Below are 13,819 nucleotides of genomic sequence, written 5' to 3' on the forward strand. Positions count from 1 at the left end.
GCATGACCACGGACGTTCTGATGCCCGCGCTCTCGCCGACGATGACCGAGGGCAAGCTGGCCAAATGGCTCAAGAAGGTCGGCGACCGGGTCAAGGCCGGCGATGTTCTCGCCGAGATCGAGACCGACAAGGCGACGATGGAGGTCGAGGCGGTCGACGAGGGCGAGCTGCTGCGAATCCTGGTCGATGAGGGGACTGAAAACGTCGCGGTGAACACGCCGATCGCGGTGCTCGGCGCGCATGGCGAAAAGGCGGAGTCCCCTTCCGCCGCCGCGCCGGCGCCGCAGGCTGCGCCCGCGCCCGCGCACCAGCCCGCCGCCGCGCCGAAGGCGCCGCCTGCCGAGGTGGCGCCGGCCGCCGAGAAGGATTGGGGCCCGACGCAGGAAATCACCGTCCGCGAGGCGCTGCGCGATGCGATGGCCGCCGAGATGCGGCGCGATGCCGACGTGTTCCTGATGGGCGAGGAGGTTGCCCAGTATCAGGGCGCGTACAAGATCAGCCAGGGCCTGCTGGACGAGTTCGGCGCGAAGCGGGTGATCGACACGCCGATCACCGAGCACGGTTTCACCGGCATGGCGGTGGGGGCGGCGATGTCCGGCCTCAAGCCGATCGTCGAGTTCATGACGTTCAACTTCGCCATGCAGGCGATCGACCAGATCATCAATTCGGCGGCGAAGACGCTCTACATGTCCGGCGGGCAGATGGGCTGCCCCATCGTCTTCCGCGGGCCGAACGGCGCTGCCGCCCGCGTCGCGGCCCAGCACAGCCAGTGCTACGCCTCGTGGTATGCGCATTGCCCGGGTCTCAAGGTGGTCGCCCCGTGGTCGGCGGCGGATGCGAAGGGCTTGCTGCGCGCGGCGATCCGCGATCCGAACCCGGTCATCTTCCTCGAGAACGAGATTCTCTACGGCCACAAGCACCAATGCCCGACCGACGATGACTTCATCCTGCCGATCGGCAAGGCCAAGGTCGAGCGCGCGGGCGAGGATGTCACCATCGTCGCCTTCTCGCTGATGGTCGATGTCGCGCTGAAGGCCGCCGAGGCGCTGGACCAGCAGGGGATTTCGGCGGAGGTGATCAACCTGCGCACGATCCGCCCGCTCGACATCGAGACCATCGTGAATTCGGTGAAGAAGACCAACCGCGTCGTCTCGGTCGAGGAGGGCTGGCCCTTTGCCGGCATCGGCGCCGAGATCGCGATGCAGATCACCGAACATGCGTTCGACTGGCTGGACGCGCCGCCGACCCGCGTCGCCGGGCTCGACGTGCCGATGCCCTATGCCGCCAATCTGGAAAAGCTTGCGCTGCCCCAGCCGGACTGGGTCGTCGGCGCCGTCAAGAAACTGTTCTGAGGGAGGCGCGAACATGGCCACGAACATCCTGATGCCAGCACTCTCGCCCACCATGACGGAAGGCACGCTGGCGCGCTGGCTCAAGAAGGAAGGCGAGACGATCAAGGCCGGCGACGTCATCGCCGAGATCGAGACCGACAAGGCGACGATGGAGGTCGAGGCGGTCGACGAGGGCGTTCTCGGCAAGATCCTGGTCGCTGCCGGATCGGAGAATGTCGCGGTGAACGCGCCGATCGCCATTCTCGTCGAACCGGGCGAAGCCGTGCCGGACAGCGCGCCCGCTGCCCCGGCGCCAAAGCCCGCCGCCGCGCCGGAACCGGTGGCGGCACCTGCCCCGGCTGCGGCAGCGCCGGCGGCGGAGACGACCGGGCATGGCCCGCGCGTCTTCGCTTCGCCGCTCGCCCGCCGCATGGCGCAGCAGGCGGGGATCGACCTCGCCACGCTCAAGGGCTCCGGCCCGAACGGGCGGATCGTCAAGGCGGATATCGACGCCGCCCGCGGCAGTGGCCCGGAAGCCGCGGCACCGGCGCCGAAAGCGCCAGCTGCCGCCCCACCGGCGCAAGCCGCCGCGGCCCCGGCCGCGCCGATCACCGCGCCGCATGACGCGATCCCGCATTCCTCGATGCGCAAGGTGATCGCGAAGCGGTTGCAGGCCGCGAAACAGACCATTCCGCATTTCTATCTGTCGATGGATGTCGAGCTCGACGCGCTGCTCAAGCTGCGCGCCGAGCTGAACGCGCAATCCCCCAAGGAGGGGCCGGGCGCGTTCAAGCTTTCGGTCAACGACCTGATCATCAAGGCGGTCGCCGTCGCCCTGCGCCGCGTTCCGGCGGCCAACGCCTCGTTCACCGAGGAGGCGATGATCCGCTATCACGACGTGGACATCTCGGTGGCCGTCGCGATTCCGGACGGGCTGATCACGCCGATCATCCGCAAGGCGGACCAGAAAGGCCTGGCCGCGATCAGCAACGAGATGAAGGACCTCGCCGCGCGGGCAAAGGCCGGCAAGCTGAAGCCGGACGAATTCCAGGGCGGATCGTTCTCGATCTCCAATCTCGGCATGTATGGCATCAGCTCGTTCTCGGCGATCATCAACCCGCCGCAGGGCGGCATTCTCGCCATCGGCGCCGGCGAGAAGCGGCCCGTGGTGAAGGGTGAGCAGATCGCCATCGCCACGATGATGACCGTCACCCTGTCCTGCGACCATCGCGTGGTGGATGGCGCGGTCGGCGCCGAATTCCTCGCGGCGTTCAAGTCCATCGTCGAACGGCCGCTGGGGCTGATGCTTTGAGCGACCATTCGGCCGGTGTCGCTTCAGGGGCGGCGGCAACGCTTCGCCCTGCGGCACCGGCCGACATCGCCGCGCTGCTCGATCTCGTTCACGCGCTCGCCCTTTATGAAAAGGCGCCCCACGAGGTGGAGATGACCGCGCCGATGCTGCACGAGGCGCTGTTCGGCCCGCAGCCTCTCGCCCGCGCCGTGCTGGCCGAGGCCGATGGCGCGGTCGCCGGTTTCGCCCTGTTCTTCACCAGCTTCTCGACCTGGACCGGCCGGGCCGGGCTCTATCTCGAAGACCTGTTCGTCCTGCCCGCGGCGCGGGGCCGGGGCATCGGCCGCGCCCTGCTGCGCCATCTCGCGCGCGAGGCGGTCCGGCTCGGCTGCGCCCGGCTCGAATGGTCGGTGCTGGACTGGAACCGCCCCGCCATCGATTTCTATCAATCCCTCGGCGCCGTCCCGCTCGATGAATGGACGCGCTACCGTCTGAAGGGCGAGGCCCTCGCCGCCCTTGCCGCATAGGAGCAGAACAATGACCGATCAGAGTTTCGACGTGGTGGTGGTGGGCGGCGGCCCCGGCGGCTACGTGACCGCGATCCGCGGCGCGCAGCTCAAGCTGAAGGTCGCCCTGGTCGAGCGCGAAAATCTCGGCGGCATCTGCCTCAACTGGGGCTGCATTCCGACCAAGGCGCTGCTTCGTTCCTCCGAGATCAACCACCTGCTCCACACCTTGCCCGAATACGGTTTCTCCGCCGAGAACGTGAAGTTCGATCTCGACAAGGTGGTGAAGCGCTCGCGCGGCGTGGCAAAGCAGCTTTCCTCGGGCGTCGCCCATCTTCTGAAGAAGAACAAGGTGACGGTGTTCGACGGCACCGGCCGGCTCGCCGGCAAGGGCACGCTCGCGGTCGAGAAGGACGGCAAGCCGGTCGCCACGCTGAAGGCGAAGCACATCATCCTCGCGACCGGCGCGCGCGCCCGCGTCCTGCCCGGCATCGAGCCGGATGGCCGGTTCATATGGTCGTATCGCGAGGCGATGGTGCCGGACATCATGCCGAAATCCCTCGTGGTGATCGGCTCCGGCGCGATCGGCATCGAGTTCGCGAGCTTCTACCGCAACATGGGCGCCGAGGTGACGGTGGTCGAGGCGCTGCCGCGCATCCTGCCGGTGGAGGACGAGGAAATCTCCGCCTTCATGCACAAGCAGTTCGAGAAGCAGGGCATGAAGCTGCTCGTCGGGGCGAGCGTGAAGGGCGTCGAGAAGGGCAGGGACAGCGTGACCGTCACGATCGAGGCCGGCGGAAAGGCGCAGAAGATCACCGCCGAGCGGGTGATCTCCGCGGTCGGCATCGTCGGCAATGTCGAAAATCTCGGCCTTGAGCAGGCCGGCGTGAAGGTCGAGCGCACGCATGTGGTGGTCGATGGTTTCGGGCGCACCGGCGTCGAGGGCGTCTACGCGATCGGCGATCTGACCGGCCCGCCCTGGCTCGCCCACAAGGCCAGCCACGAGGGCGTGGTCTGCATCGAGCATATCGCGGGGCTGAAGCCGCATCCGTTCGAGACCTGGAACATCCCCGGCTGCACCTATTGCCGCCCGCAGGTCGCCTCGGTCGGCATGACCGAAGCAAAGGCGAAGGAAGCCGGCCGCAAGGTGAAAATCGGCCGCTTCCCCTTTATCGGGAACGGCAAGGCGATCGCCATGGGCGAACCCGAAGGCATGATCAAGACCGTCTTCGACGCCGAGACCGGCGAGCTCCTCGGCGCGCACATGGCTGGCGCCGAGGTGACCGAGATGATCCAGGGCTACGTGGTCGCCCGGCAGCTCGAAACCACCGAGGCCGAACTGATGCACACCGTCTTCCCCCACCCCACGATCAGTGAAGCGATGCACGAATCGGTGCTTGACGCGTATGGACAGGTCATCCACTTCTGATCCGTCATGCGCGTCGAGATCGATCACCGGAATTCGGGGGGCGGCAAGCTCCGCCATCCGGAAAAGCAGCACAGGCCGGATAACCCGATCCAGCGGAAACCCGCCTGGATCCGGGTGAAGGCGCCGAACCATCCCGTCTATCACGAAACCCGCGCGCTGATGCGCGAGGCCAAGCTGGTGACGGTCTGCGAGGAGGCGGCCTGCCCGAATATCGGCGAGTGCTGGTCGCAGCGCCACGCGACCATGATGATCATGGGTGAAATCTGCACCCGCGCCTGCGCCTTCTGCAACGTCACCACCGGCCAGCCGGCGCCGCTCGCCGCCGACGAACCGGCCCGCGTGGCCGAAGCCGTGGCCCGGCTCGGCTTGCAGCATGTGGTGATCACCTCGGTCGACCGCGACGATCTCGATGATGGCGGGGCGGCGCATTTCGCGGCGGTGATCGGCGCGATCCGCGCCGCCGCACCCTCCACCACGATCGAGATCCTCACCCCGGACTTCCTGCGCAAGCCCGGTGCGCTGGAGGTGGTCGTCGCTGCCAGGCCGGACGTGTTCAACCACAATCTCGAAACCGTGCCGCGGCTCTACCCCTCGATCCGCCCCGGCGCGCGCTATTACCAGTCGCTCCGCCTGCTCGACCGGGTGAAGCAGCTCGACCCAAGCATCTTCACCAAATCCGGCCTGATGGCCGGGCTCGGCGAGGACCGCGGCGAGGTCGGCCAGGTGATGGACGACCTGCGCATCGCCGATGTCGATTTCCTCACCATCGGCCAGTATCTCCAGCCGACGGTGAAACACGCCGCGGTCGACCGGTTCGTCACCCCCGACGAGTTCGCCGATCTTGCCGCCATGGCCCGCGCCAAGGGGTTCCTGATGGTGTCGGCGACGCCGCTGACCCGCTCCTCCTATCACGCGGATGCCGATTTCGCCGCCCTGCGCGAAGCCCGGGCCGCCCGGCACGCGGCCTGACATGCCGCGCTACACCGAGCGGAAACTGGTCCTCTACCAGCCCGGCCAGATGTTCGATCTCGTGGCCGATGTGGGGAAATATCCGCAATTCCTGCCCTGGTGCATCGGCGCGCGCGTCCGCTCGCAGCGCGGCGATGAAATGCTGGCGGACCTAACCATCGGGTTCGGTCCGTTCCGCGAGAGTTTCACCTCCCGCGTGATGCTGAACGCGCCCGAGCATATCCATGTCCGCTACGAGAACGGCCCCTTCCGCTACCTGCGCAACGAGTGGCGGTTCCTGCCGGACGAGCGCGGCACCATGATCGATTTCTATGTCGATTTCGAATTTCGCAGCCTGATCCTGCAGAAGGCCATCGGTGCGGTGTTCGCCGAGGCGGTGCGCCGGATGGTCGCGGCATTTCTGAAGCGCGCGCGCGATGTTTACGGCACGCCGCAGTCCGGCGCCGATCTCGCGGCACCCGCCGAGGGCTAGGATGTACGGCCCGCTCCGGCCCGATCCTTCGTTGCCGCCGGTGCGCATCAATCTCTATTCTGATACCCAGACCAGACCGTCGCCGGCGATGCGCGAGGCGATGCTCGGCGCCGGAGTCGGCGACGAGCAACTCGGTCTTGATCCGTCCGTGAATGCGCTCTGCGAGCGTGTGGCCGCCATGCTGGGGAAGGAGGCGGCAATGTTCCTGCCCTCCGGGGCGATGTGCAATTCGGTGGCCATCCTTACCCATTGCCGTCCCGGCGACGAGATCATCGCGCACGAGACCGCGCATATCATCGAGGCTGAGGGCGGAGCCCCCTGGGCGCTGGCGGGGGCGCGCGTACTCGGCCTGCGGGGCGCACGGGGCATGTTCTCGGCCGACGATCTTCGCGCCGCGCTGACGATGCCTTCCCGCTATGCCGCGCCGCAGGTGCTGCTGGAAATCGAGCAGACGGCCAATCTCGGCGGCGGCACGATCTGGCCCTTGGCCACTCTTCGTGATCTCGTCGGCATTGCCCGCGCGGCCGGAATGGCAACGCACATGGATGGCGCGCGCCTGATGAACGCGGTGGTCGCGAGCGGAATCTCCGCCGCCGCCTACGCGGCGCCGTTCGACACCGTGTGGATCGACTTCACGAAAGGGCTTGGCGCCCCCCTCGGTGCCGTTCTGGCCGGTTCAGCCGACCTGATCGATCGCGCCTGGCGGTGGAAGCAGCGTCTGGGCGGTGCGCTCCGGCAGGCCGGAATCTGCGCCGCGGCCTGCCTGTATGCGCTCGATCATAACGTGGACCGGCTGGCCGAGGACCACGCGAATGCCCGCGACCTTGCAGCAGGGCTCGCGGCGATCGGCGGTCTCAACGTCGAACCGCCGGAGACGAATCTGGTCTATGTCGATGTCGCGGCTTCAGGCCGCACTCCCGGGGACTGGGCGGCGGCGCTTCGCGCGCAAGGGATCATGGTTTCTGTGATGGGGGCGACCAGGCTACGGCTATGCACCCATCTCGACGTGACCGGCACCGATATCATCGAGACGATTGCCGCCTTCCACAACCTTGCCTGAGACGGGCGACTTCTTCCGCATCGCGTGATCACGGTGCGACCGGCGCGATACACCTCCGACCACCGCTGTGCAGGCCACCACGAAATATTCGCAGAAAGGGAGCCTCCTGGAAGAAGCTCCCTTGTCCGTTTGCGGGTCAACTTCAGTTGAGCTGGCGCCGATTTTGCTGGAGCTTGGCAACCTGCATCAGTGATGTGCTGTCGGGTGTTTCCGGCAGGCGTGGCATGGTCTCGACCGGAAACTTTCCGGTCAGGCTGTTTAGGAACGCGACGATGTTCGTCGTCTGCAGCCCGGTCAGCGTCTTGCCCAACTGACATGCGGCCATCACCCGAACGGCGGTTCGCAGCGACCCCACGGACCCGTTCTGGAAATATGGCGCAAGGACGGCGACGTTGCGCAGGCTCGGAACCTTGAAGACGTGCTCGTCGCTTTGCTTGTGCGTGACGTCAAACCGTCCGGGATCGTCGGCGAGATGGTACTCCCGCACATAGGTGGCGCAGGTCGGGTTTGTCGGGATCATGGGGAATTTCCTGAACCAACCGGTTCCCATGGGCAGGCCCGGATTATCGAACATCGCGCCGGCGTGGCAGCTCGCACAGCCGAGATCGGAGACCTCGTGCATTCCCTGCTTCGCCGACTTGTCGAGCGCGTTCTTGTCGCCCTTCAGATACCGATCGTATGGGCTGTCGGGCGTCACCAGGGTCCGTTCGTATGTGGCGATCGCCTGAACGACGTGTTCGAAGGTGATCGGCGTCTTGCCGCCGAAAACACGGGCAAATTCCCGCCTGTAACCGGGAATCCCAGCCAGGCGCTTCACGATGGCTCCGGAACTCGGCATGCCCATCTCGATCGGATTGAGCAATGGCCCCTTCGCCTGATCTTCAAGGCTCTTTGCGCGTCCGTCCCAGAACTGGACCGTATTGAACGCGGAATTGAACACGGTCGGCGCGTGTCTTGGCCGGTCGACGCGGCCCAGAACACCGAAGGAGAGCGGCAGTCCATCGCTGCCATTTCCCGCGACGTTGTGGCAGGTGTCGCAGGACACGTCGCCCGACAATGACAGCCGCGGATCGAAATACAACTGCTTGCCAAGATGGATCTTCCGGGGGGTCATCGGGTTGTCGGCGGGAACCGGCACCTTCGATGGAAACTCGCCGCCGGGGGGAGCGGCCGAGGCCGCTTGCAGTCCCGCCATAATCGCGCCGGTGATCAGAACGGCGTAGAGCGCGATCATTTTGCGCCTGATCGGCGCATGGACAAGATATTGTCGTCTCATCGGAGTCTCTTTTGCTTGTTCAGGGGATGTTTTTGTTCATATCGTCCTCAAATATTTTATAAATCATGAATGTATATTGTCGATTTTGTCGCTTTTTGTGAGGTTGGATTGGTCGTTCTTCGTTGATATTGATGAGTGCAGGCTGGATCTGATAGCGGCTTCGTCACGCAAGTGAAACCATGTTCTCGGCCAGGTTATCTGTCGCGCGTGGTGCTAGGAGGTTTTCGATTGCGGCGGTGATGAAGCCGAGGCTGGTGCCGTCGACCAGGAGGCCATTGGATACTTTACCGTCGACCGCACCGATGACGATCTGCGGTCCCGGAACCGGCAGGGCCTGCACCGCAAGCATCGTTTCGTTCACCTGGGCCTGTGCCCTGACCCCGCCCGTAAATGCAGGTGATGATGACACCACAATAAAGGGCTTGCCCTTCAGCACAGAATTGCCATGCGGTCGTGATGCCCAGTCAAGGGCGTTTTTCAATGCGCCCGGCATGCCGTGATTGTACTCCGGGGTCGAAACGACAAGAGCGTCGCTCTCCGCGATTTGCTTCCGGAAGTCATGAACGGCGCGGGGCGGTTTGTCGTCGTCCAGGTCCTGGTTGTAGAGCGGGAGGTCGACCCCGACGAGCGACAGGCTGACACGAGCGTCAAGGACACTCCTCACTCCAAGGAGGACGGCGCGCGAATGGGCGTTGCGCCGCAGGCTGCCGACAATGCCGAGCAGCCGCAGCGGTGGATGCAAGGCCATCTCCACCTCACGCTCCCGCCGGCCGGGCGGGTCCGGTTCCCGCGCCGCTCGTCTCTATCGCGGTCGCGATGGCCGTCATGTCATCGTTGTCGAGCCGCAGGCTGGCGGCGGCAATCCAGCCGTCTACCTGCGACGCATTGCGCGCGCCGACAATGGCGCCGGATACGCCCGGCCAGGCGAGCGTCCACGCAACGGCGGCGGCCGGGACCGAGACACCGTGCCGTTCTGCAACAGGACGCAGCGCGTCGACGAGACGGAGGTTGCGGGCCAGCTTGTCGCCAATGAATTCGTCATTGCGCGAGCGCCAGTCATCCGCCGGAAGCGATTTTGCGCGTTCGACCGAGAACCGCCCGGTCAGCAGCCCTGCCTGCATCGGGCTATAGACGATGACGCCGGTGCCGTGCGCGTGACACCAGGGCAACTCGCGCTCCGCGGCATCGCGCCGGATTGCCGAGAAGGGGGGCTGCAACGTGTCGACATGGCCAAGCCGCTCAGCCACCGCAAGTTGCTCGGCACTGTGATTTGACAGGCCAACGGCCCTGACTTTCCCTTCAGCCTTGAGGTCCAGCATCGTCTGCCAGTAATCTGCCAGTGGTGTGCCGTCTTTCGCTGGCCAGTGCACCTGATAAAGGTCAATTCGTTCGATGCCGAGGCGCCGCAGCGATGCATCGACTTCGCGCCGGATGCTTTGCGGCGAGCCGACCTGCCGCGGCATGGCGTGGCGATCGGTCTCGTCCCATACCAGGCCGCATTTGGTGAACACATAGGGGCGTTCGGCTTGTGGCATCTCCGCCAGCGCACGCGAGACGACCTCTTCGGAATGGCCGAGCCCGTAGATCGCTGCGGTATCGATCCAGTTCACGCCTCGCGAAACGGCATGCCGGATTGCCGCGATCGAATCGCGGTCATCCTGAGCCCCCCATCCTACGGCCCAGTCAGCCCCGCCGATGGCCCATGCGCCGAAGCCGACGCGGGTAATCTCCATATCGGTCAGGCCGAGCCTGATCCTTGGCAGCGTCGTATATGCATCCATCTCCAAATCTCCATCCTGGCGCCCGGGAGATGGAGAGCGTTGAATATCGTTCAAATAAAACTTATTGATCCGAATCTTCTCTCGGATAGATGGAGAGATGGCGCATGGAGCTCAGACAGCTGCATCATTTTGTCGCGCTAGCCGAGGAGCGGCAGTTCACGCGCGCCGCACGTCGCGTGAACATCGTGCAATCGGCGCTCTCGACGTCGATCCGGGCACTCGAGAGGGAACTCGATGCGCCCCTTTTCGTGCGCAGCACCCGTGACGTGCGGCTGACCGGTGCGGGCGAGATCTTCCTTGAAAAAGCGCGATTGGCGATCGAGGCGGTGCGGGATGCGCGTAGCGCCGTTGCCGAAGTGCAGGGCCTGAAGCGGGGAACGCTGAAAATCGGCACAGTGCAGAGCCTGCCCGCATTTCTCGACCTGCCATTGCTTCTGGCGCGGTTTCACCAGCGGCATCCCGGCATCGAAATCCGGCTCATTCAGGGCAGCTCGTCAGCCCTTGCGGACCGGACACGGGCCGGCGGCATCGATGCCGCGTTCTTCCCGGTGGGTACGCATTTGACCGATCTCGTCACAACGATGATCGCGTGTGACGAGGTTGTGCTCGCCTGTCCCCGCGGTCATCCGCTGGAGGGACTGACCGGCGTCACCCTCGAGGCGATAAAGGATTTTCCGTTTGTCGACTTCGAAACGGGCTGGGGTACCCGCAGGCTGGTCGACGGCCGCTTTGGTGACGCCGGCATCGGCCGCCATACCGCGTTCGAAGTCAGCGATCTCGACACGATGCTGAAACTGGTCAGTCTCGGCCTAGGCATTGCCCTCCTGCCGGAGACGGTCGTTGTGGCGCGTGATCCGGACATCGGGATGGCGCGTCTCTCATCACCCGAACTCTGCTGGGAACTGGTCGTCGCCCACCTGCCCGTCGCCGGCCCGGGAACCCCGGTGGCCGCATTTCTTTCCCTGCTTCACGAAAGCCTTGTCATCACCGACACGGCGCAGTTGCCCGAAGCCTGATGAAAGATGGACCTCCGGTTCGGTCAGGCGATGTCGCCCGCCGGAAACGCGGCACCACGCCCGCCATCCGCCACGAATTGCGCAGGCACGCTGCCATCGAGCCGGTCATCGGCCACATGAAGACCGATGGCCATCTCGGACGGAATTTCCTGCTCGGCGTCACGGGGATGCCATCAACGCCATCCTCTCAGGCGTCGGCCACAACCTCTGTCGCCTCCATAGAAAGTCGTTCACCAGGCCGCCGCCTCGGCCGGCCAAATATCGCATAGTTCACAGCCAACAATCCTGCGCCGGATCCCGCGCCATGAAGTCCGGCGCGGAGGCAGGATGCCGTCAGATCGTGCGGGTGCCGCGGGCGATGGCGGCGACGCCGGTGCGCGACACCTCGGCGAGGCCGAGCGGGCGCATCAGCTCGAGAAACGCATCGAGCTTGTCGGTGGCGCCGGTGAGTTCGAAGATGAAGCTTTCGGTTGTCGCGTCGATCACCCTTGCGCGGAATGCATCGGCAAGACGCAGCGCTTCGAGCCGCTTCTCGCCAGTGCCGATCACCTTGATGAGTGCGAGTTCGCGGGCGATGTGCGGCCCTTCGGCGGACAAGTCGGACACGCGGTAGACAGGCACCAGCCGGTCGAGTTGCGCCTTGATCTGCTGGATCACCAGTTCGGTGCCGGAGGTGACGATGGTGATGCGGCTCTTGCGCCGGTCGTCCTCGACGGGGGCGACCGTGAGGCTGTCGATATTGTAGCCGCGGCCGGAAAACAGGCCGATGACGCGCGCGAGAACGCCTGATTCGTTTTCCACCAGCACGGAAATCGTGGCGGCGCGCATGGTTTCCTGGACGATGGCGTTCATGTCGGCTCTTTCAGGTTCGGGATCTCGGGTCTCGGCGATGATGGCGGGGCTCAGACGAGCACGAGCCCCTCATCGGTGATGCCGGCTGCGCTGGACTCGTGTTCCGGCCCGAGCAGCATCTCGTTGTGCGCAGCGCCCGAAGGAATCATCGGGAAGCAGTTCTCCGCACGGTCGACATGGATGTCCGCGATCACCGGCCGGTCGGTCGCCAGCATCTCGTCGATCACCCGGTCCAGATCGTCGATGCTCTCGGCGCGCAGGCCCACGGCGTGAAAGCTCTCGGCGAGGCGCACGAAATCGGGCAGGGCCGCCGAATAACTCTCGGAATAGCGGCCACCATGCAGCAGCTCCTGCCACTGGCGCACCATGCCCATGTATTCGTTGTTGAGGATGAACACCTTCACCGGCAGGCGGTATTGCGCGAGCGTGCCCATCTCCTGGATGTTCATCAGGATGCTGGCTTCGCCGGCGATGTCGATCACCAGCGCGTCGGGATGGGCGATCTGCACGCCCATCGCCGCCGGCAGGCCGTAGCCCATCGTGCCGAGGCCGCCCGAGGTCATCCAGCGGTTCGGCTTGTCGAAGCGGAAATGCTGGGCCGCCCACATCTGGTGCTGGCCCACCTCGGTCGTGACATAGGTTTCGCGGCCCTGGGTCTTTTCCCACAGCCGGCGGATGGCATGCTGCGGCTTGATGATCGCGCCTTTCTCGAAGCTCTGGGTGAAGCGCAGCGAGTCCTTCTCGCGCCACGTTTCGATCATGCGCCACCATTCGGCCAGCGCTGCCGTGTCCTGCCGGGAATTGTCCTGCTTCCAGGCGGCGATGAGGGCGCGCAGCGCCTCGGTCGCGTCGGCGGCGATGGCGATGTCGACCACCACGTTCTTGTTGATGTTCGACGGATCGATATCGATATGGATTTTCTTCGAGTGCGGCGCGAAGGCGTTGAGCCGCCCGGTCACGCGGTCGTCGAACCGGGCGCCGATGTTCAGCATCACGTCGCAGCCATGCATGGCGAGGTTGGCCTCGTAGGTGCCATGCATGCCGAGCATGCCGAGAAAGGCCGGGTTCGAGGCCGGGAAGGCGCCGAGCCCCATCAGCGTCGAGGTAACCGGCGCGCCGGTGAGCTTTGCGAGTTGAACGATCAGTTCGGCCGATTCCGGACCGGAATTGATCAGCCCGCCGCCGGTATAGATGATCGGCCGCTTTGCCCCCTTGAGCGCGCTCACCGCTTCGGCGATCAGGGTGAGATCGGGGGCGGTGCGCGGGCGATAGGAGCGGTGCGGGCCTTCGGGCGCCTCGGTATATGGCGCCGGGTTGATCAGGATGTCTTTCGGCAAGTCGATCAGCACGGGGCCTGGCCGCCCCGTCCGCGCAACGTGGAATGCCTCATGCACGATGCGGGCGAGATCATCCGAGCGCTTGACGAGATAGTTGTGCTTGGTGGCCTGCCGGGTGATACCCGTCGTGTCGGCTTCCTGGAACGCGTCGTTGCCGATCAGATGGGTCGGCACCTGGCCGGTCAGGCAGACAACGGGAATGCTGTCCATCAGTGCGTCCACCAGCCCGGTGACGGCGTTGGTCGCCCCCGGCCCGGAGGTGACGAGCACCACACCGACCTTGCCGGTCGAGCGGGCATAGCCTTCCGCTGCGTGAACCGCCGCCTGTTCATGGCGGACAAGGATGTGGCGGATCGCGTTCTGCTGGAAGATCGCATCATAGATCGGCAGCACGGCGCCACCCGGATAGCCGAAAATGACCTCGACCCCCTGCGCCTTCAGTGCGCGGAGAAGGGTTTCGGCCCCGGAAGCGACTGTGGTGTTCACGGCGTTCATATCC

General features: G+C 65.4%; 13 protein-coding genes and 1 pseudogene. 9 read left to right on the forward strand and 5 right to left on the reverse strand.

Going from position 1 to position 13,819, the window contains the following annotated elements; translation table 11 throughout:
- Positions 1–2 precede the first annotated feature (2 nt).
- The 7 genes from ACRY_RS16615 to ACRY_RS16645 are packed head-to-tail and all read left to right on the forward strand — an operon-like array spanning position 3 to position 7,058.
- Positions 3–1,352, forward strand: coding sequence for a pyruvate dehydrogenase complex E1 component subunit beta (locus ACRY_RS16615; RefSeq protein WP_012040338.1), 1,350 nt, complete (start codon positions 3–5; stop codon positions 1,350–1,352).
- Positions 1,353–1,365: 13 nt separating this feature from the next.
- Positions 1,366–2,643, forward strand: coding sequence for a pyruvate dehydrogenase complex dihydrolipoamide acetyltransferase (locus tag ACRY_RS16620; protein WP_012040339.1), 1,278 nt, complete (start codon positions 1,366–1,368; stop codon positions 2,641–2,643).
- Positions 2,640–3,149 carry a GNAT family N-acetyltransferase gene (locus ACRY_RS16625; protein ID WP_007421401.1) on the forward strand — a complete coding sequence of 170 codons (510 nt, stop codon included), beginning with the start codon at positions 2,640–2,642 and terminating at the stop codon, positions 3,147–3,149. Before ACRY_RS16620 ends, ACRY_RS16625 begins: the two co-directional genes overlap by 4 nt.
- 10 nt (positions 3,150–3,159) lie before the next feature.
- The gene (lpdA, locus tag ACRY_RS16630) at positions 3,160–4,557 is read left to right on the forward strand and encodes a dihydrolipoyl dehydrogenase (protein ID WP_012040340.1); all 1,398 of its coding nucleotides are present in this window, start codon (positions 3,160–3,162) and stop codon (positions 4,555–4,557) included.
- 6 nt (positions 4,558–4,563) lie between these two features.
- Positions 4,564–5,526: a lipoyl synthase gene (gene lipA / locus ACRY_RS16635; protein ID WP_007421399.1), complete on the forward strand. Its 963-nt coding sequence runs from the start codon at positions 4,564–4,566 to the stop codon at positions 5,524–5,526.
- Between the two features lies 1 nt (position 5,527).
- Positions 5,528–5,998, forward strand: coding sequence for a type II toxin-antitoxin system RatA family toxin (locus ACRY_RS16640; RefSeq protein WP_007421398.1), 471 nt, complete (start codon positions 5,528–5,530; stop codon positions 5,996–5,998).
- 1 nt (position 5,999) lies between these two features.
- Positions 6,000–7,058: a threonine aldolase family protein gene (locus ACRY_RS16645; RefSeq protein WP_012040341.1), complete on the forward strand. Its 1,059-nt coding sequence runs from the start codon at positions 6,000–6,002 to the stop codon at positions 7,056–7,058.
- 142 nt (positions 7,059–7,200) lie between these two features.
- Here ACRY_RS16645 and ACRY_RS16650 read toward each other — a convergent pair whose 3' ends face one another.
- From ACRY_RS16650 to ACRY_RS16660, 3 genes are all read right to left on the reverse strand, one after another.
- The gene (locus ACRY_RS16650; RefSeq protein ID WP_043509254.1) at positions 7,201–8,292 is read right to left on the reverse strand and encodes a cytochrome-c peroxidase; all 1,092 of its coding nucleotides are present in this window, start codon (positions 8,290–8,292) and stop codon (positions 7,201–7,203) included.
- A 205-nt stretch (positions 8,293–8,497) separates the two neighbouring features.
- Positions 8,498–9,082, reverse strand: a complete 585-nt coding sequence (locus ACRY_RS16655; protein WP_012040343.1) for an NADPH-dependent FMN reductase — start codon at positions 9,080–9,082, stop codon at positions 8,498–8,500.
- A 7-nt stretch (positions 9,083–9,089) separates the two neighbouring features.
- Positions 9,090–10,115 carry an aldo/keto reductase gene (locus tag ACRY_RS16660; RefSeq protein WP_012040344.1) on the reverse strand — a complete coding sequence of 342 codons (1,026 nt, stop codon included), beginning with the start codon at positions 10,113–10,115 and terminating at the stop codon, positions 9,090–9,092.
- Between the two features lie 104 nt (positions 10,116–10,219).
- On the opposite strand from ACRY_RS16660, the gene ACRY_RS16665 reads away from it, so the two are divergent.
- Positions 10,220–11,131 (forward strand): LysR substrate-binding domain-containing protein, encoded by a 912-nt coding sequence (locus ACRY_RS16665; RefSeq protein WP_012040345.1) that lies wholly within the window; start codon positions 10,220–10,222, stop codon positions 11,129–11,131.
- A gap of 35 nt (positions 11,132–11,166) precedes the next feature.
- Positions 11,167–11,339, forward strand: a pseudogene (locus tag ACRY_RS20295) (IS5/IS1182 family transposase); the annotation flags it as partial.
- Positions 11,340–11,464: 125 nt separating this feature from the next.
- Here ACRY_RS20295 and ilvN read toward each other — a convergent pair.
- Both ilvN and ACRY_RS16675 read right to left on the reverse strand, forming a co-directional pair.
- Positions 11,465–11,983 (reverse strand): acetolactate synthase small subunit, encoded by a 519-nt coding sequence (gene ilvN, locus ACRY_RS16670; RefSeq protein ID WP_007423953.1) that lies wholly within the window; start codon positions 11,981–11,983, stop codon positions 11,465–11,467.
- A 50-nt stretch (positions 11,984–12,033) separates the two neighbouring features.
- Positions 12,034–13,815: an acetolactate synthase 3 large subunit gene (locus ACRY_RS16675; protein ID WP_012040348.1), complete on the reverse strand. Its 1,782-nt coding sequence runs from the start codon at positions 13,813–13,815 to the stop codon at positions 12,034–12,036.
- Positions 13,816–13,819: the final 4 nt, after the last annotated feature.

The organism is Acidiphilium cryptum JF-5 (assembly GCF_000016725.1).
Lineage (GTDB): Bacteria > Pseudomonadota > Alphaproteobacteria > Acetobacterales > Acetobacteraceae > Acidiphilium > Acidiphilium multivorum.

Coding starts and splice junctions, on each gene's coding strand:
- ACRY_RS16615 (WP_012040338.1), top strand. CDS start 3: ATGACCACGGACGTTCTGATGCCCGCGCTCTCGCCGACGATGACCGAG.
- ACRY_RS16620 (WP_012040339.1), top strand. CDS start 1,366: ATGGCCACGAACATCCTGATGCCAGCACTCTCGCCCACCATGACGGAA.
- lpdA (WP_012040340.1), top strand. CDS start 3,160: ATGACCGATCAGAGTTTCGACGTGGTGGTGGTGGGCGGCGGCCCCGGC.
- lipA (WP_007421399.1), top strand. CDS start 4,564: ATGCGCGTCGAGATCGATCACCGGAATTCGGGGGGCGGCAAGCTCCGC.
- ACRY_RS16640 (WP_007421398.1), top strand. CDS start 5,528: ATGCCGCGCTACACCGAGCGGAAACTGGTCCTCTACCAGCCCGGCCAG.
- ACRY_RS16645 (WP_012040341.1), top strand. CDS start 6,000: ATGTACGGCCCGCTCCGGCCCGATCCTTCGTTGCCGCCGGTGCGCATC.
- ACRY_RS16650 (WP_043509254.1), bottom strand. CDS start 8,292: ATGATCGCGCTCTACGCCGTTCTGATCACCGGCGCGATTATGGCGGGA.
- ACRY_RS16655 (WP_012040343.1), bottom strand. CDS start 9,082: ATGGCCTTGCATCCACCGCTGCGGCTGCTCGGCATTGTCGGCAGCCTG.
- ACRY_RS16660 (WP_012040344.1), bottom strand. CDS start 10,115: ATGGATGCATATACGACGCTGCCAAGGATCAGGCTCGGCCTGACCGAT.
- ACRY_RS16665 (WP_012040345.1), top strand. CDS start 10,220: ATGGAGCTCAGACAGCTGCATCATTTTGTCGCGCTAGCCGAGGAGCGG.
- ilvN (WP_007423953.1), bottom strand. CDS start 11,983: ATGAACGCCATCGTCCAGGAAACCATGCGCGCCGCCACGATTTCCGTG.
- ACRY_RS16675 (WP_012040348.1), bottom strand. CDS start 13,815: ATGAACGCCGTGAACACCACAGTCGCTTCCGGGGCCGAAACCCTTCTC.